At 62.1% G+C, this 17,652-nt stretch carries 18 protein-coding genes; 6 read left to right on the top strand and 12 right to left on the bottom strand.

All coding sequences use genetic code 11. From position 1 onward, the window contains the following. The first annotated feature begins 210 nt into the window (after positions 1–210). The 3 genes from B5526_RS19655 (at position 211) to B5526_RS19665 (ending at position 2,445) form a co-directional block, all read left to right on the top strand. A complete protein-coding gene (locus B5526_RS19655) occupies positions 211–765 on the top strand; it encodes a fasciclin domain-containing protein (RefSeq protein ID WP_079540707.1) in 555 nt (184 codons plus the stop codon). A 187-nt stretch (positions 766–952) separates the two neighbouring features. Beyond that, positions 953–1,582 carry a cytochrome b/b6 domain-containing protein gene (locus tag B5526_RS19660; RefSeq protein ID WP_079540709.1) on the top strand — a complete coding sequence of 210 codons (630 nt, stop codon included), beginning with the start codon at positions 953–955 and terminating at the stop codon, positions 1,580–1,582. A 77-nt stretch (positions 1,583–1,659) separates the two neighbouring features. Further along, the gene (locus B5526_RS19665) at positions 1,660–2,445 is read left to right on the top strand and encodes a molybdopterin-binding protein (protein ID WP_079540711.1); all 786 of its coding nucleotides are present in this window, start codon (positions 1,660–1,662) and stop codon (positions 2,443–2,445) included. A 13-nt stretch (positions 2,446–2,458) separates the two neighbouring features. Here B5526_RS19665 and B5526_RS19670 read toward each other — a convergent pair whose 3' ends face one another. From B5526_RS19670 to B5526_RS19710, 9 genes are all read right to left on the bottom strand, one after another. Continuing rightward, on the bottom strand, positions 2,459–4,330 hold the full coding sequence (locus tag B5526_RS19670) for a bifunctional sugar phosphate isomerase/epimerase/4-hydroxyphenylpyruvate dioxygenase family protein (RefSeq protein ID WP_079540713.1): 1,872 nt from the start codon (positions 4,328–4,330) through the stop codon (positions 2,459–2,461). Next, the gene (locus tag B5526_RS19675; protein ID WP_079540715.1) at positions 4,327–5,067 is read right to left on the bottom strand and encodes an ABC transporter ATP-binding protein; all 741 of its coding nucleotides are present in this window, start codon (positions 5,065–5,067) and stop codon (positions 4,327–4,329) included. Before B5526_RS19675 ends, B5526_RS19670 begins: the two co-directional genes overlap by 4 nt. A gap of 9 nt (positions 5,068–5,076) precedes the next feature. Beyond that, positions 5,077–5,820, bottom strand: coding sequence for an ABC transporter ATP-binding protein (locus B5526_RS19680; protein ID WP_079540718.1), 744 nt, complete (start codon positions 5,818–5,820; stop codon positions 5,077–5,079). Next, the gene (locus tag B5526_RS19685; RefSeq protein WP_079540720.1) at positions 5,817–6,815 is read right to left on the bottom strand and encodes a branched-chain amino acid ABC transporter permease; all 999 of its coding nucleotides are present in this window, start codon (positions 6,813–6,815) and stop codon (positions 5,817–5,819) included. The genes B5526_RS19680 and B5526_RS19685 overlap by 4 nt, the downstream gene beginning before the upstream one ends. Further along, on the bottom strand, positions 6,812–7,687 hold the full coding sequence (locus B5526_RS19690) for a branched-chain amino acid ABC transporter permease (RefSeq protein WP_079540722.1): 876 nt from the start codon (positions 7,685–7,687) through the stop codon (positions 6,812–6,814). Before B5526_RS19690 ends, B5526_RS19685 begins: the two co-directional genes overlap by 4 nt. A 56-nt stretch (positions 7,688–7,743) precedes the next feature. Further along, entirely contained in the window at positions 7,744–8,895 is a 1,152-nt protein-coding gene (locus tag B5526_RS19695; protein ID WP_079540725.1) for an ABC transporter substrate-binding protein, read from the bottom strand. 60 nt (positions 8,896–8,955) lie between these two features. Continuing rightward, positions 8,956–9,843 carry a shikimate dehydrogenase gene (locus tag B5526_RS19700; protein WP_433994586.1) on the bottom strand — a complete coding sequence of 296 codons (888 nt, stop codon included), beginning with the start codon at positions 9,841–9,843 and terminating at the stop codon, positions 8,956–8,958. Between the two features lie 78 nt (positions 9,844–9,921). After that, positions 9,922–10,860, bottom strand: coding sequence for a LysR family transcriptional regulator (locus B5526_RS19705; RefSeq protein ID WP_079540727.1), 939 nt, complete (start codon positions 10,858–10,860; stop codon positions 9,922–9,924). Positions 10,861–10,946: 86 nt separating this feature from the next. Continuing rightward, a complete protein-coding gene (locus B5526_RS19710; protein ID WP_079540729.1) occupies positions 10,947–12,146 on the bottom strand; it encodes a YbfB/YjiJ family MFS transporter in 1,200 nt (399 codons plus the stop codon). A gap of 243 nt (positions 12,147–12,389) precedes the next feature. Here B5526_RS19710 and leuB point away from each other — a divergent pair, with 243 nt between their 5' ends. Next, positions 12,390–13,502, top strand: coding sequence for a 3-isopropylmalate dehydrogenase (leuB, locus tag B5526_RS19715; RefSeq protein ID WP_079545124.1), 1,113 nt, complete (start codon positions 12,390–12,392; stop codon positions 13,500–13,502). Positions 13,503–13,728: 226 nt separating this feature from the next. On the opposite strand, the gene B5526_RS19720 is transcribed toward leuB, so the two are convergent. Together B5526_RS19720 and B5526_RS39605 are read right to left on the bottom strand one after the other, a co-directional pair. Next, positions 13,729–14,115: a hypothetical protein gene (locus B5526_RS19720; RefSeq protein ID WP_079545125.1), complete on the bottom strand. Its 387-nt coding sequence runs from the start codon at positions 14,113–14,115 to the stop codon at positions 13,729–13,731. 159 nt (positions 14,116–14,274) lie between these two features. Next, a complete protein-coding gene (locus B5526_RS39605) occupies positions 14,275–14,730 on the bottom strand; it encodes a hypothetical protein (RefSeq protein ID WP_349642740.1) in 456 nt (151 codons plus the stop codon). Between the two features lie 472 nt (positions 14,731–15,202). Here B5526_RS39605 and B5526_RS19730 point away from each other — a divergent pair, with 472 nt between their 5' ends. Further along, positions 15,203–16,237: an aspartate-semialdehyde dehydrogenase gene (locus B5526_RS19730; RefSeq protein ID WP_079540731.1), complete on the top strand. Its 1,035-nt coding sequence runs from the start codon at positions 15,203–15,205 to the stop codon at positions 16,235–16,237. A gap of 28 nt (positions 16,238–16,265) precedes the next feature. Further along, entirely contained in the window at positions 16,266–16,832 is a 567-nt protein-coding gene (locus tag B5526_RS19735; protein WP_079540733.1) for a TIGR00645 family protein, read from the top strand. A gap of 102 nt (positions 16,833–16,934) precedes the next feature. Here B5526_RS19735 and B5526_RS19740 read toward each other — a convergent pair whose 3' ends face one another. After that, positions 16,935–17,588, bottom strand: coding sequence for a carbonic anhydrase (locus B5526_RS19740; RefSeq protein WP_079545126.1), 654 nt, complete (start codon positions 17,586–17,588; stop codon positions 16,935–16,937). Positions 17,589–17,652 lie beyond the last annotated feature (64 nt).

A 17,652-nucleotide genomic window follows, 5' to 3' on the forward strand; every position in this document is an offset into this window, starting at 1 on the left:
CTCCTCGCAATGACGGGGAGGAGCCCCCACGGCCCTCCCCAAAAATAGTTTCAAACATCACGATAAATTATCCGCCGAAACCACCCGGAAAACCTCCCGTAGCTCAGGCCAATGGCGACGCAGACTGATCATCACGACAGCCCGCGTCGTTGTTGCCCCTCATCGCCGGTGGATGTCCGCCGGTAACCTCAATTCATCGGGAGACGATCCATGTCCAAGCGTATTGCATTCTTGACTGCCGCCGCGCTCAGTGCGCTCGCCCTCACCGCCACCATCGTTGCGCCCGTCAGCGCGCAGGAAAAGACCGTGATGGTCGGCGGCGCCGCGATGTTCCCCTCCAAGAACATCATCCAGAACGCGGTTAATTCCAAGGACCACACCACCCTGGTTGCGGCGGTGAAGGCCGCCGGCCTGGTCGAGACCCTGGAAGGCAAGGGCCCGTTCACGGTGTTCGCGCCGACCAATGCCGCCTTCGGCAAGCTGCCGGCCGGCACGGTCGACACTCTGGTGAAGCCCGAGAACAAGGCGACGCTCACCAAAATCCTGACCTATCACGTGGTCCCGGGCAGGCTCGAGGCCTCCGATCTGACCGATGGCAAGAAGCTCAAGACCGCTGAGGGCGAAGAGCTGACCGTGAAGAAGGCCGACGGCAAGGTGATGATCGTCGACGCCAAGGGCGGCTCCTCGACGGTGACGATCTCGAACGTCCATCAGTCCAACGGCGTGATCCATGTGGTCGACACCGTGCTGATGCCGGCGTCGTAACACCCGCGCGCGTCCCGATCTGGTCCCCACCAGGACACGCGAACGGCGAGCCGGGGCAGCCCGGCTCGCTATTTCGTGACCGCGATACCCCGGGTGTATCAACCGGGATTAAAGTAACGAAGCCGGGGTTCCCGGCGTATAATCGGCGTATAGACTTTTTGAGCCAAGGAAGGCCTGAGGATCAGCCATGTCCAGCCTCGCAGCCAGCGACGAACATACCGTCCCCGTCTCGGCGAAGATCATTCAGCCGGCCTGGGTGCGGACCGTGCACTGGATCAACGCCTTCGCGATGATCCTGATGATCATGTCGGGATGGCAGATCTACAACGCCTCGCCGCTGTTCAATTTCACTTTCTCGCACACCTTTACGCTGGGCGGCTGGCTCGGCGGCGCGCTGCTCTGGCATTTTGCGGCGATGTGGCTTCTGATGGTCAACGGCCTCGTCTATCTCGCGCTGGGCATTGCCACCGGCCGCTTCCGCAAAAAGCTGCTGCCGATCACCCCGAGCGGCGTGATCTCGGATGCCAAGGCGGCGCTGACCTTCAAGCTCGCGCATGATGATCTGAGCAAGTATAATTACGTTCAGAAGCTGCTTTATGCCGGCATCATCGTGGTCGGAATCCTGATCGTGCTGTCGGGACTTTCGATCTGGAAGCCGGTGCAGCTGCAATGGCTGACGGCCTTGTTCGGCGGCTACGATGTCGCGCGCTATGTGCATTTTTTCTGCATGTCGGCGATCGTCGCCTTCCTGGTCGTGCATGTCGTGTTGGCGGTGCTGGTGCCGAAAAGCCTGCGCGCCATGATCATCGGCCGTTAGAGCATGATCCGGAAAAGTGGGAACCGGTTTTCCGATAAGATCATGCTCAAAAAATAGAGAATTCGAGGAGCAACATCATGGGCCGACTTCGCTCGCTTCTGATCCCCGGCGTCGACAAGAAACTGCTGGTGCGGGACGCCACCCAGTTGATGCCGGATCTCGCGCGGCGGCGCTTCATCGCCGGCGGCGCCAGTTTTGGCGCGCTGACGCTGTTGACCGGCTGCGACGTCTCCGACAGTTTTTCCGCCGAGGAAATGCTGAAGAAGGTTTCTAAATTCAACGACGCCGTGCAGGCGGCGATCTTCAATCCCAATGCGCTGGCGCCGACCTTTCCGGAAAGCGCAATTACAAAACCGTTCCCGTTCAACGCCTATTACGAACTCGACGACGCGCCCGAGGTCGACGGCAAGACGTGGAAGCTGGAGGTGCGCGGCCTCGTCGACAACAAGAAATCATGGACGCTGGAGGAGCTCTACAAGCTGCCGCAGGTCAAGCAGGTCACGCGCCATATCTGCGTTGAGGGCTGGAGCGCGATCGGAAGCTGGACCGGCACGCCGCTCCGCGATTTCCTCAAACTCATCGGCGCCGATACGCGCGCAAAGTATTGCTGGTTCCAGTGCGCCGACAAGGAGGGCTACAACTCACCGCTCGACATGGAAACCGCGCTGCATCCGCAAACCCAGATGACGTTCAAATTCGCTGACGAAATCCTGCCGCGGGCCTATGGCTTTCCGATGAAGATCCGCGTGCCGACAAAACTCGGATTCAAGAATCCGAAATACGTGATCTCGATGGAGGTCACCAACGACTACAAAGGCGGCTACTGGGAAGACCAGGGCTATAATTCATTCAGCGGCAGCTGAGCTGCGCAGCGTCTCAGGCCCGCGGGATGGTCAACGGCCGCGCTTCCCGCGTCTGCGCGGCGAGCCGGATCGCCGCATTGGCGGCACCAAAACCCTGATAGTCGCGGCGCTGCACGATCTCGAAGAAGAACCGCTCGTCGAAAATGTGGGTGTAGATCTGGAAGAATTCGCCGTCGCCTTCGCGATCGTACAGGATCTGGTTGGCGCGAAGCGCTGCCATGGTCGCCGCATCGAGATCGTATTTGGCTTCGATATCGTCGTAGTAATTGTCCGGAATTTTCAGGAAATCCGCGCCGCGCGCCCGCATATCCGTAACCGTTGCGAAAATATCGGCGCAGGAAAACGCAATATGCTGAACACCCGAGCCGAAGAATTCGTGGATGAAGCGCGACGACAGCGTCCGCGTCGCCGACGAACCGTTGAGGATCACGCGCAGGCTCTGGTTGTCGTTGGTCAGTGCCTGGCTCTGCACCAGGCCCGCCGGATCGGCGATCTCCATCTGCGGCAGGCGCATGAGATCGAGAATTCCCGTGTAGAACAATAGCCAGGACAGCATCTCGTCGTAAGGCATCGACTGCGAGATGTGGTCGACCGCATCGAGGCGATCCTTGGCCGGATCGCTGCGCAGCGCCTCGAAATCGGTGTCCCAGTTCTTGCCGGCTTGTTCGAGAAAATACAGCAGGCTGCCGCCAACGCCGCGGATCGCGGGAATCTCCAATTCCCCCGGCCCGACCGGAGAATAGAAGGTGCGTGCCTTCAGCGCTTCCGCACGCGTCATGGTTTTACCGGCGTCGTCGACATCGATGGCGATGGCGCAGACGCCCGGGCCGTGCGTGACGTAATGCGCGTGGGCAAAGCCGTCAGGCTCGCAATTGATGACGAGTTCGATTTTGCCCTGCGACCAGCGCTCGACATCCTTGCTGCGATGGGAACCGGTCCTGCGAAAGCCGAGCTGTTGGAACAAAGCGGCGAGATCGCCGGCCTTGGCGTCGCTGATGGCGAATTCGATGAATCCGACGCCGCGGCTGTGCGCCTTCGGTTGCAGCTTCGCCGCGGGCGTGCTGACAAAACCCTCTGCAAGCTGGTCCTCGAGCAGAATCAGCGAGCGCAATCCGTCGGTTGCGGTGCGAACCGCGGAGCCGGCGCGAAACTGATCGTTGAAGATTTCCAGTGACATCGGGCCGGTGTAGCCGGTCGTCCGCACCGCCTTGACAAAATCGGCCACCGGCAGATCGCCTTGTCCGGGGAAACAACGGAAATGCCGGCTCCAGGACAATACGTCGAGGCCGAGCTTTGGCGCGTCCGCCAGTTGCACCAGAAAAATCTTGTCCGCCGGGATGGACTGGATCGGACCCGTCGGAAATGCCGGCGCCAGCGCGTGAAAGCTGTCCAGAATGATCCCGATCGATTTGTGATCGGCACGCCGCACGATTTCCCAGGCGTCGCGATAGTCGTTGACGTGGTGTCCCCAGGCCAACGCCTCGAAGCCGACGCGCAAGCCGCGCACAGCGGCGCGTTCGCCGAGCTCGCGAAAATCCGCCGCGGCGCGATCGATGCCGCCGAGCGAGCTAGGGGAGATATTGCTGCAGATCAGCAGCAGATCGGTGCCCAGTTCCTGCATCAAATCGAACTTGCGTTCGGCGCGGGCAAAATTGCGGGCGCGTTGCGGTTCGGGCATGCCTTCGAAATCGCGGAACGGCTGGAACGCGCAGATTTTCAGCCCGAGATCGCGGCAGAGTTTTCCGACATCGCGCGGGCTGCCGCTGAACGACAACAAATCGTTCTCGAAAATCTCGACCGCATCAAAACCGGCGCTGGCGGCGGCGCGCAGCTTCTCATCGAGCGAGCCGCTGAGCGAGACGGTGGCGATCGAACGCGCGCTCATGCGGCACTCTCCGTCATGGCGCCGCCCAGGAACAATTGTCCGATGCGGGGATCGCTGCGCACCCGCTCCGCCTTGTCGACGAGGCGGGTCTGGCCGAGTTCGAGCACGATGCCGAAGTCGGAGATTTCAAGCGCGGAGCGCGCGTTCTGCTCGATCATCAGGATCGACACGCCGCGGTCGCGCAATTCTTTCAGGATGTTGAAGGTCTGCGCCACCATCAATGGCGAGAGACCGATCGACGGCTCGTCGATCAGCACCAGCTGCGGATTGAGCAGCAATCCGCGGACGATCTCGAGCTGCTTCTGCTCGCCGCCCGACAGCGTCGACGCCTGCTGCATGGCCTTTTTGCGGAGCGCCGGAAACCTATCCAGCCCGGCTTCGATCCGCGCCGGCAGATCGGCGATGTCGCGGCCGGCCGCCGCCGCGCCGAGCTGGATGTTGTGGCGAACGGAAAGCTCGGGGAAAATGTTGCGCCCCTGCGGCACGTAGCAGATGCCGGCGTTGAGCAATTCGCGCTGGCTCAAGCCGGTGACGTCGCGCCCCCTGAAGATAACCTTGCCCTCGCGCAGCTTTAAGAGGCCAAAAATCGCCTTGAACACGGTGGATTTGCCGGCGCCGTTCGGTCCGATCACCGTGGTGATCGAGCCCGCCGGCACCGAGAAACTGGTGCCGTTGAGGATCGTCATCTTGCCGTAGCCGCCGACGAGATTTTGGACATCCAGGATGGTGTCGCTCATGGCAGGTCCTCAATGGCCGAGATAGGCTTCGATCACGGCGGGATTGGCGCGCACTTCGTCAGGCCGGCCCATCGCCAGCACCTTGCCTTCCGCCATCACCATGACGCGCGAGCACAGCGACATCACGAATTCCATGTTGTGCTCGATGACGACAAACGTCGCTCGCTTCTCGCGGTTGATCGCGGCGAGCCGCTCCTTCAGGTCGGCGAGCATGGTGAGGTTGACGCCGCCGGCGGGCTCGTCGAGGAGCACCAGGCGCGGTCCGCCCATGAACGCCATCGCGGCGTCGAGCAGTTTTTGCTGGCCGTAGGACAAGCCGCCCGCGGCTTCGCTCGCGAGATGATCGAGCTTGAAGAAGCCGATCATCTGGTCGGCGGCCCCGGTCAGTCCGGCATCGGAAGGACCGAACAGCCGCGACATCATGCTGCCCTGATGCTCTTGTCCGGCGAGGATCAGGTTTTCCCGCACCGACAATTTTGGAAACACCTGCAGCAATTGAAAGGTGCGGCTTACGCCCAACCTGTTCAATTCGGACGGCCGCAAACCGGTGACCACCCTGCCATCGACCTTCACTTGGCCCGCGCTCGGCGTCAGTTGGCCGAGGATGCAGTTGAAGAGGGTGGATTTGCCGCAGCCGTTCGGCCCGATCAGGCCGAGGATCTCGCCCTCCTGCACATCAAAGCTGACGCCATCGACCGCGGTGATGCCGCCGAAACGCTTGCGGATATCGTTGACTTCGAGAACCGCGGTCATGGCGCCGTTTCCAGTCTGGAGCGCGCGACGGCGCGCAGTGCCGATGCGACCTTGGTGCGGCGCTCCGTCAAATAGCGATCGAGGATGCCCAAAATGCCGGTCGGCGAGTAGATCAACAGCAGGATCACCGCGACGGCATAGAGCATGAGGTAATAGCCCTCCGTGAACCGCAGCCATTCCGGCAGCAGCACCGCGATCATCGCGCCGAGGAACGGCCCGAAGAAGAAGCCGGCGCCGCCGACAATCACCATCATCAACAGATCGAGCGAGAGCGACAGATTGAACGGCACCGGGTCGATATATTGTGTGAGCGGCGCGTACAGCGCGCCGGCGACGCCGCCGAGCGCCGAACCGATCGCGAACGCCATCAAGGTGTAGCGCCGCGTATCGATGCCGAGCGACAGCGCCCGGATCGGATTTTCGCGCAGCGCTACGAAGGCGCGGCCCCAGGGCGAGCGGATCAGCCACCAGACCCCAATCGAGACGATCGCGAGCGAGCCGAAGCAGACATAATAGAACGGCAGCGGGCGGTTGGTGGCGATGCCGAAGATGTGCGGCCTTGGAATGTTGCTGATGCCGTAAATGCCTTTGGTTAGCCAATCCTCGTTGCGGAACACGAGGAACGCCAGCGTTGAAAAAGCCAGCGTCACGAAGGCGAGATAATGATGCTGCACGCGCAGCGCCGGATAGCCGAGCAGCCAACCGATCGCAAAACACAGCACGATCGCAACGCCAAGTGCCGCGACCAGCGGCAGGCCCTGCGTGGTCATGATGGCGGCGGCATAGGCGCCGATACCGACAAACGCGCCCTGCGCCAGCGAGACCTGCCCGGCATAGCCCAGCGTCAAATTCAGGCCCATCGCGGCAATCGTCATCACCGCCCACTGGCTGAGGATGAACAGGCCGTAGCGGTTGAAATTCATGGGTACGACGATCAGCGCGGCGATTACGACGACGCCGAAGCCGATGGGCAGATATCTGGGAATGCCGGTCATACCGTGCGCTCCTCGGCACGGCCCAAGAGCCCTTGCGGACGGAACAGGATGATGACGATCAGAAGGATCAGCGGCACCGCCGCGCGATATTGGGTGGAGACGTAAGCCGCCGAGAGATTGTCCACCACGCCGATCAACAATCCACCGGCGATGGCGCCACGCACCTGATTAAAACCGCCGACGATCGCCGCGATGAATGCCGCCTGCCCCAGCACCTCGCCGCTGGAGAATTTTGCGAGATAGATCGGCGTGATCAGAAGCGAGGCCAGCGCCACCAGGAACGCATTGATCAGGAACGTCAGCAGGATCATCCGCTCGACGGGGACGCCGATGATGCGCGCAACGACCGGATTCTGCGCCGCCGCCTGCATCTGATGGCCGATCGAGGTGCGATTGAGCAGCGCGGTGAGGCCGATCACGGCAAGGATGGCGAGCGCCAGCACGCCGAGGCTCTGCAACGAGATCATGCGGCCGAGGATCGAGATGTCACCGGCCGGCACGATCGAGGGAAACGGCGAGGCCTCGGCGCTGAAAAATTGTTTTACGGCTTCCTTGATGCCGATGGCGAGCGCCATGGTCGCAATCGCGAGCGGCAACACGCCGTGGCGCAGCATCGGATCGACCAGTAGCATCTTGAAGCCGAGGCCGAGCAACAACAGCGATAGCAGGATGCCGACCAGGATCGCGAGCCAGAACGGGGCGCCCACGTGCATCACAGCCAGCATCAGGAATGCCGGCAGCATAACGAATTCGCCCTGCGCGAAATTGATGGTCTGCGAGGTCTGCCACAAGAGTGTGAAGCCTGTGGCGACCAGGGCGTAGATCGCTCCGGTTGCGAGGCCGGCCACCAGAAGATCGAGCAGATTGGACATGCTTCCCCTGTTTTCTGCGGACGATGAGCTGCGCGCGTGCCCGCAAAAAGCCCAGCTCAGTTCAGCTTCGGCAAGATTTTCTTGATCACCTGCTTGCCTTCGACGATCTCGACCAGAAAACCCTGACGGTCGATGTCGCCGTTCGCATCAAAAGTCACGTCCATCAGGATGCCCGGCTCATCGGCCGCCTTGATGGTGAGGCCATGCAGCGTATCGGCGAAGGCCTTGCCGTCGACCTTGCCCATTTTCTCGGTGGTCGCCTTGATCATGTAGATCGCGAGATAGCCTTTGATGCCGTTGTGGTCGGGAACGTAATTGTATTTCTTGACGAACTTTTCGCGGAACGCCTTTACCAGATCGATCGGCGCGTCGGTGGTGAGGCCGACATGGCCGCGCGCGCCGTTGGCGGCGTCGCCGGCGAGTTCGACCACCTTCTGCCCCACCAGCGTAGTCTCGCCGATCAGCGGGACGGTCACGCTTTGGCGCTTGAGTTCTTTGAGGATACGCGCGCTCTCTTCCTCGTTGAGGTAGATAAAGACGGCATCCGGCGCGGCGGCCTTGATCTTGCTGACATCGGCGGCGAAATCGGCTTGTCCTGCTTCGGTCGACAGATCGGCTGCGACCTTGATGCCGTGGCGGGTAAATTCCTTGGTGATGACGTCGCGTCCGCCCTTGCCGAAATCATTGTTGACCCAGACGATCGCGACCGACTTGGCCTTGAGATCGTCGTTGATGTATTTTGCCACCTTCGGCATCGAGGACTGCTGGCCGAACGAAGTGCGGAACAAAAACTTGTTGCCGCCTTGCGTCAGTTCGGCGGCCTCACCGCCCATGATCTGCGCGATGCCGGCGTCGGCGGCGAGCGGTGCGGTGACTTTGACGGATCCGGAATAGCCGGGGCCGAGCAACACATAGGGCTCGCTGTCGAGCGCCTTCTGCACCTGCGCGCGCGCCACGCCCGGATTACTCTGCGAATCCGCGTGGCTGACCTCGATCTTGTGCCCCAAAATGCCGCCGTTGGCGTTTATCTCTTCGACCGCGAGATCGATGCCGTTTTTCCAGTTGTTGCCGACGGTGGCGCCGCCGCCCGACAATTCGGCGACGTCGGCCAGTTTGATCGGCGCGCCCTGTGCGAACGCCGTTCCGCTCCAGACTGAGGCGAGCAAGACGGAAGCGAGCAAGGCGCCCGCCAAGATTTTCGGCTTCATTCGGTTCCTCCCTGGTGATCTCACGATTTTTTAGCCGCGGCCTTTTGCTAAACCGCGTTGTCATGCCGCGTAGGATGCGGAATATCCTTTGGCCATCACCGCATCGAATGCAATTCCCATCTCGGCGGTGGACGGCGTCAGCCCGGTGAACAATTCGAACGCGTCGGCCGCCTGGTAGATCGCAAGCTCGCGCCCGGTCATGACCGCGGCGCCCTTGGCTTTGGCGGCCGTCAACAGCGGCGTCCACAGCGGTGAATAGACCGCGTCCGCAACCCACATGTCCGCATGCAGCAGGTTTTCCGGAACCGGCGTGCCGAGGTTCGGCAGCATCCCGACCGGCGAGCCGTTGACTATTCCCGCAACGCCGCGCAGCGCATCCTCGACGCTTTGGGTTGCGCTGGTTTTGACCTGACTTTCGAGCTGCTTTGCCAGACGCGCGGCCTTGGCCATCTCTGAATCAAAGATCCGCAGTTCGGCGACGCCGAGACCTGCAAGCGCAAATGCAATCGCCTTGCCGACGCCGCCGGCGCCGATCAGAGCGACCGGGCCATGGGCGGAGGCCGTGACGAGGTGGGAAACGGCGCGCGCAAAACCTGTGGTGTCGGTGTTGTGGCCGATCAATCTGCCGTCGCGGACGACGACGGTATTGACCGCACCGATGCGGGCCGCGCCCGGCGATAATTCGTCGAGCAGATCGACCACGGCCTCCTTGTAGGGAAAGGTGACGTTGATGCCGGCAAAGCCGAGCCGCCGCACGCCTTCGAGCAGCAGCTTCAAGTCTTCCCGTCCGGCGCCGGCTATCTCGGCGAGCTGATAATGGCAACGAAGGCCCAGCGCCTCGGCGGCTCGTTCGTGCATCGCGGGCGAGGCCGAATGCGCGATCGGCGCGCCGAGCAATCCGGTCAGAATGCGGTCGCGTGAGGAGTTATGGCTGGTGGTCTTCATCATCTCGCTGCTCTCGGCGCCAAGATAACGCAGCGCTCCCCTAACACAATTACCCTGTTGTGCGACAAACATAACATCATGTTAATTCTTGCGGACCCGCGAAACGGTCTTCTTTGGCCCGGTTCGAGCAAGCCCGACGGCGCGCATTTCCGAGCGCAGGCAATCAATAAAATGCTCGATGTAATGCGACAGCGGCGCGCCGCGCTTCACCGCGATGTAGGTGTCGAATTGGGTCGGCTCGGTGATGCGCAGCAGTTCGATACCGGGATAGCCGCCATGGGCGACGGTGAATTGATCGATCACCGCGATCCCGAGCCCGGCCTTGACCAGCGCGCAGACCGTGGTGCCGAACCGCGCCCGGATGGTGATGTCGTAACTGAGTTTATTGCGGGCGAAGATCTCGGCCATGATGCGGCCATAGGGGTCGTTGGGATCGATACCGATCAGTGGATAGCGGATGATTTCCGCCGCCGAGATTTGCTTGCGGCCGGCAAGCTCGTGGCCGTCGGGGACGATGCAGAACAATTCGCCCGAGGCCAGCGGCAGGAAGTCGAGGCCGGAATGATCGAGCCGGTAGCTCATGGCGACACAATCGCCGCGGCCGAGCAGGAGATAATCGACCGCCTCCTCGATCTTGAGGATGTTGATGTCGATGCGCAGCTCCGGATAGCGCCGCCGCACCCGCTCGATGGCGCGCGGCACCATCACCTGCGAGATGCTCGGCACCGAGCCGATGCGCAGCTCTGAGAGGGCGCCGCGGCCGATCTTGGAGATGATCTCGGTGAGATCGTCGACCTTCTTGTAGACGCCGTTGATCTGCTCGAAAATATTCTGCGCCTCAGGCGTCGGAAAATAGCGCCCGTTTTGGCGCTGGAAGAAGCGGATGCCGAGCGATTTCTCGGTGTATTTCACCAGACGGCTGATGCCGGGTGCCGACACATTGAGAAGCTTTGCGGCGCCGCCGATGGTGCCGGTCACCATGACGGCGCGGATGACTTCGACCTGGCGCAGCGTCATCATGTGTGAGCTTCCTCCGTGCCGCGCCGGCATCCAAAGCCGGCGGCATTTTGGATATTAGCGCAAAGCTTGAGGGAGCGAGGGGAAGATCAGGCCGCCTTCGCCTCTTGGGCCAGCCTTCTTTGAAACAATGCGGCGACCGCGGCCAGCGCCAGCGTCGCCGCCGAGACATTGAGCGCATAGGACAGGCTGCCCAGCGCGTCGGTGACGGCGCCGACCGCGATCGGCCCTAGGGTCTGGCCGAGGCCGAACGCGATCGTCATCGCCGCAATTCCTTTCGGCCATTCGGCGAGCGGGTAGTTGAAGCGCACGAAGGCGGTGGTCGATGCGACCACCGCGAAGAAGGCGACGCCGAACACCAGCGCCGATATCGCCAGCAAGAGCGTCGAATGTCCGAACAACGGCAGCGCCGCGCCGATGGCAAGCGCGGCAAGAATAATCGCGGTCGAGACGCCGCCGCGGTTGAGCGCCAGCACGCCGCGCCACACCCATGGCGTCACGAACGCACTCAGTCCGATCAGGCTCCAGAACGCGCTCTGCGCCGCCGCGCCGCCGCCGGCGTCGCGGACATAGGCGATCATGAAGGTCATGTAGGCGATATAGCCGGCGCCGAACAGAAAATAGCTGGTGAGATAGATCAGCACCGGCCGGATCGCGAAGCTCGCCGGCGCGGCTTCGGCAATCCGCGCCTTTGTATCGATCGGGGTCACTAGCAGCGGAATCATCAAGATGACCGACAACAGCGTCAGCGCCCACCAGACGATCCACCACGATCCCGGACCGAACGCCTGCAGCACGAACGGCGCGACCAGGCCGGAGGAGACGATGCCGAGCCCGGGGCCGGCATAGAACAGACTGAGCAGAAAATTCGCCCGCGCCGGCCACGACTGCGCGATCGTCGCCGCCAGCGCACCGCCGGCGACGAAGCCGACCGCGGCGGCCACCCCCACGAGCAGCCGCGCAAAACTCAAAATGACAAAATTGCCTGATATTGCGCATAGCGCCAGCGACACCACGCTGGCCAGCGTTCCCCAGCGCACCGCGGCCGACAGCCCAAATCGCTTGACGAACCTGGAGGCCAAGAGCGCGCCCACCAGATAGCCCGCGGCATTGATCGTGTTCATGAAACCCGCCGCCGAATACGACCAGCCAAGCGCGTCGCGCATGTCCGGCAGCACCAGCGCATAGGCAAAGCGGCCGATGCCGAGGCCGACGGTGGGCGCAAGCGACAGGAACAGGATCAGCCGCGCGGGATGCGCGTAAGGCTGGGGGCGATCGGGGGCGTGCAAGGGGTTACTCCGGCAAGCCTAGTTTGGCAGGGTTCGGGGCCTTTGCACAGGTGCGCCGCCAGCAATGGTGTCTTGCCAATCGCGCAACGCCGCTTTAGCACTCGGCGCGCGCACGCGATATTAGCCGTCATGCCCGGCCTTGTGCCGGGCATCCACGTCTTTCTTCTTCGTTTTCGTTTGCAACGAAGACGTGGATGGCCGGGACAAGCCCGGCCATGACGGGTGGATGAGGAAAACAATCAAATGGCGACCCAAAAACTGCTGCTTCTCCCCGGCGACGGCATCGGGCCCGAAGTGATGGCGGAGGTAAAGCGCCTGATCGACTGGCTCAACGCGCAAGGCATCGCACATTTCGAGACCGAGCAGGGGCTGGTCGGCGGCGCCGCCTATGATGCGAGCAAGCAGAGCATTACGGATGCCACGATGGCTACCGCTCAGGCCGCCGATGCGATCATCTTCGGCGCAGTGGGCGGCCCGAAATGGGACAGTGTTCCCTACGAGGCGCGCCCCGAAGCCGGCCTGCTTCGCTTGCGCAAGGACCTCGGCCTGTTCGCGAACTTGCGTCCGGCGGTGTGTTATCCCGCGCTTGCAGACGCATCGAGCCTGAAGCGCGAAGTGGTCGAGGGCCTCGACATCATGATCGTGCGCGAGCTCACCGGCGGGGTGTATTTCGGGGAACCGAAAACCATCGCCGATCTCGGCAACGGCCAGAAGCGCGCCATCGATACCCAAGTCTACGACACCTATGAGATCGAGCGCATCGCCCGCGTTGCCTTCGACCTGGCGCGCAAGCGGCGCAACAAACTGACCTCGATGGAAAAGCGCAACGTCATGAAGTCCGGCGTGCTCTGGAACGAAGTGGTTACGCAAGTGCATGCGCGCGAATACAAGGACGTCACGCTCGAACATCAACTCGCCGATTCCGGCGGCATGAATCTGGTGAAATCGCCGAAGGCATTTGACGTGATTGTCACCGACAATCTGTTCGGCGACATGCTGTCGGATATCGCGGCGATGCTGACGGGATCGCTCGGCATGCTACCGTCGGCGTCGCTTGGCGAGGTCGACGTCAAAAGCAAAAAACGCAAATCGCTGTTCGAGCCGGTGCACGGCTCCGCACCCGACATTGCCGGGAAAGGATTAGCCAATCCGATCGCGATGATCGCTTCGTTCGGCATGGCGCTGCGCTATTCCTTCGACATGGGTGCGCTCGCCGACAAGGTCGATGCTGCGATCGCAGCCGTGCTCGCAAGCGGCCTGCGCACAGCGGATATCAAATCCGAGGGCACCAAGGCGGCGAGCACCACGCAGATGGGCGAAGCGATCTTGAAGGAGTTGCAGGCGCTGCACGCGTAAGCACAGCGCCGTCGTCCCCGCGAAGGAACCGTAGGGTGGGCAAAGCCAACGGGTCGCGCGAACGCGCGCCCGATGATAAACTCCGCGTGCCCACCATTCAAAATCAAGCGGCGTCCGATTGGGTTAGATGGTGGGCACGGCGCCAAGCGCGCCTTTGCCCACCCTACATCTCCGCTACATCTCCGCTTTCGCAGGGACGACCCGGAGTTAGCGTTGCGACGCTAAATCAATACAGCGGGAAGCCCCGCGGATAGCCGCCCATATCCGACGGCGGGTTGAGCGGCTGGCGGTCGATCGGGCGATTGTTGTTCTCGCGCCCGAACGAAGGGTAGCCGAGCTCCGGCGGGAGCGCGTAGTCAGTGAACTTGCGGTCGCCGGGCAATACTTCGGTGCCGGCGTCGAGCCAGGAGCGTCTCGTCACATAAATCCTGGTGTGCGGTCCCTGCTGATAGGACACGTTCGGACCGTTGGACCCGTAATAGGGACGGCCGCGATTGTCATATTTCAGCTTATCCTGCGCGCCGGCCGGCGTCATGGCGAAGCCGGTCGTAACGACGGCGACCGCGGCGAGCGACACCGCAAGCTTGTTCGCGGCGGGGAATTTCCAGGTCATCAGGTCCTCATGGGGCTGGCGGATCGCCAATTCGGTTGGGTACGGTTTTAGCCGGCGCAGGCCTGCGGTCACAAGGTCAATCCGGCCACACTGCGTCACAATAATGCGGGGTGGGACGAAAAGTTGCATGAAAACCAGCATCTTGGCGGGTGCGCCGGATCAAATTCCGCGGCGCCAACGGGGGTTTTCGACGCCCGTCACCCAGTCCGCCGGCGCGGCCGATGGCGTGGCGGAGGCGCAGCCGCCGCGTTTGAGCTCGGCATGGGCAAATAATTCGGCCAGTTTCGGGTCCTTTCCAGCCGTGAGCAGCACCAGGTGATCCAGCATGCAGGAGATCGCCGCGCGCCGGGCCGGCAAGGCATCGCCCTGGCACGACCAGCCGGAAATCCGCAAGGTCGGCTGGTCAAACCGCTTGATGAAGCTGAGGCAAGATCGCGGGCCGCCGGCCTCGTCGGCATGCCGAAGCAGCATCACGGCGCCGAATTTGCTGTCGATGACCCCTGCGGTTTCCAATTCGCCAACGCCTTTGAGGTCGATTTGCGCGGCAGATTCGGTGGCGGTCGGTCGCGATGGGTCGAATTCGTCGCCGGGGCGATAGATTTCGAGCTCGGCCACCTGCTTTTTGTCTTGAGCGGCCCAGCGAAGGATGTCCTTGCGGCCGCCTTCGGGATGCCGGAGAACCTCGTAACTAGCGGTTTTTTTCGGTCAAATCGAACTGGCTGACGGCGAATGAAGGATACGAAAGGCTGGCCGCGCTCCAGCCTGGTTTGGCGGCAGGCTCGTCCGCCAGCTCAACCGGTATTTGGTCCCATAGAGCCATGGCCCAAGGATGGCAAGCAGGGCGAGCGCCCCCATATAGGCCACGAGGCGCGCGAATGTGCCGCGACATTCGTCGGCAAAACTGGTCAGCGCCGGATGAATTTTGGCCGGATCACAGGGGAGGGCAGCGGGGCCCCAAAACGACCGCATCCAACGCCCAAAGTACAGCTCTCAACATTGTATTAAGGGCGTTTCTCGCATAGAAGCGCTGCTCCTTTCCTTATCCGCCTACGGCGGGGGAACGGCATTTTTCTTCGGAGAGTGAACGATGGGTTACAAGATCGCGGTGGTCGGAGCGACCGGCAATGTCGGGCGGGAAATGCTCAACATCCTGGACGAGCGCAAATTCCCGGCGGACGAGGTGGTGGCGCTGGCGTCACGCCGCAGCATGGGCGTCGAAGTGTCCTATGGCGATCGCACCCTGAAGGTCAAAGCGCTCGAGCATTACGATTTCTCCGACGTCGATATCTGCCTGATGTCGGCGGGCGGCGCGGTGTCGAAGGAATGGTCGCCGAAAATCGGCGCCGCCGGCGCGATCGTGATCGACAACTCCTCCGCCTGGCGGATGGATCCCGACGTGCCGCTGATCGTGCCCGAGGTCAACGCCGATGCCGTTTCGGGCTTCAGCAAGAAGAACATCATCGCCAACCCGAACTGCTCGACCGCGCAACTCGTGGTGGCTTTGAAGCCGCTGCACGACAAGGCGGTGATCAAGCGCGTCGTGGTTGCGACCTATCAATCGGTCTCCGGCGCCGGCAAGGACGCCATGGACGAATTGTTTACCCAGACCAAGGCGGTCTACACCAACAGCGAACTCGTCAACAAGAAATTCCCCAAGCGGATCGCCTTCAACGTCATTCCCGAGATCGACGTGTTCATGGAGGACGGCTACACCAAGGAAGAGTGGAAGATGATGATGGAGACCAAGAAGATTCTTGATCCCAAAATCAGGCTTACTGCTACGTGCGTACGCGTGCCGGTGTTCGTCGGCCATTCCGAAGCCGTCAACATCGAGTTCGAAAATCCGATTTCAGCCGATGAAGCGCGCGACATCCTGCGCAACGCGCCAGGCTGCCTCGTGATCGACAAGCACGAGCCCGGCGGCTATGTCACGCCCTACGAAGCGGCGGGCGAGGACGCCACCTATATCAGCCGCATCCGCGAGGATGCGACGGTTGAGAACGGCTTGGTGCTGTGGTGCGTCTCGGATAATCTACGCAAAGGCGCGGCGCTGAACGCGATCCAGATCGCCGAATGCCTGATCAACCGCAAATTGATCAGCGCTAAGAAGAAGGCGGCCTGATCAGGAATAGCGGAGCCGGGGAATTGCGATGAGCGAGCCGCCGGCCCCCTATCGGCCCAACCCTGTGTTGAAACCGGTCGAGCGCGTCATCGAGGCAATATTGTTCAACAGCCGCTGGCTGATGGCGCCGTTTTATATCGGCCTCGTCGTCAGCCTTTTTGTGCTGCTGCTGAAATTCCTGATGATCCTGTGGGAGTTCATCCTGCATGCGCCCGGCGCCAAGGAGACCGACATCATCCTCGGCGTGTTGTCGTTGATCGACGTCTCGCTGGTCGGCAATCTGATCGTGATCGTGGTGTTTTCGGGTTACGAGAATTTCGTCTCGCGGATCGATGCCGGCGGCCATCCGGACTGGCCGGACTGGATGACCAAGGTCGATTTCGCCGGGCTGAAGCAAAAGCTGCTGGCGTCCATCGTGGCGATATCGGCGATCCAGGTCTTGAAGGCGTTCATGAACATCGACGCCGCCTTCGACGCCACCAAGATGATCTGGCTGGTCGGCGTGCATCTGGTGTTCGTGATCTCGGCGCTATTGCTGGCGCTGTCGGATCGTTGGGGTGCCGAGAAAAGCGGCGGTGACAGCGCGGTGCCGTAGGGTAACCCTCATGGTGAGGAGCGCGGCTTCGCGCGTCTCGAACCATGAGGCCCGGACTCGTGCCGGTGGCCATCCTTCGAGACGCGGCCAAGTGGCCGCTCCTCAGGATGAGGTCTGTGCCTCCGTAACGCTCTTGAATTCCTTCGCCGCCGGATCGAGCACGAACAGCGAGCCTTCGGCGACGCCGAAATAGGCGCCGTGCAGCTCGAGCTCGCCGCGCTCGACCAGGGTGCGGACGAAGGGAAACGTCATCAGGTTTTCCAGCGAGCGGAACACCGCGGCCTTCTCGATCCGGACCGTGAAATCGGCCATCGTCTCATGCCCGCGCTGGGAGACGGTCTCGCCCGGCTTGATGAACATCGACATCCACCGGCCGATGAAGTCGCCGGGCGACAGCGGCTCGATATTGTCGATGAAGGCGCGGATGCCGCCGCATTGCGCATGGCCGAGCACCACGATGTGTTTGACCCGCAGCGCCCGCACCGCATATTCCAGCGCCGCCGAGACACCGTGCGCGCCGCCGTCCGGCTGATAGACCGGCACCAGATTCGCGACATTGCGGACCACGAACAATTCTCCGGGGCCGGCATCGAAGATCACCTCCGGCGACACCCGGGAATCGCAGCAGCCGATCACCATCACCGCGGGCGCCTGTCCGCGCTCGGCGAGTTCGCGATAGCGGGTCTGCTCGGTCGGCAGCCGCTGCGAGGTGAACGTCCGATAGCCGTCGAGCAGATGTTGCGGGAATACTGACATGCGTCTTGCTAACCATAGGCCGATTGCGGGAACAAGACTTTCGGGCCTTGGGCAGAAATGATAG

The sequence above is a fragment of the Bradyrhizobium lablabi genome (genome assembly GCF_900141755.1).
Lineage (GTDB): Bacteria > Pseudomonadota > Alphaproteobacteria > Rhizobiales > Xanthobacteraceae > Bradyrhizobium > Bradyrhizobium lablabi_A.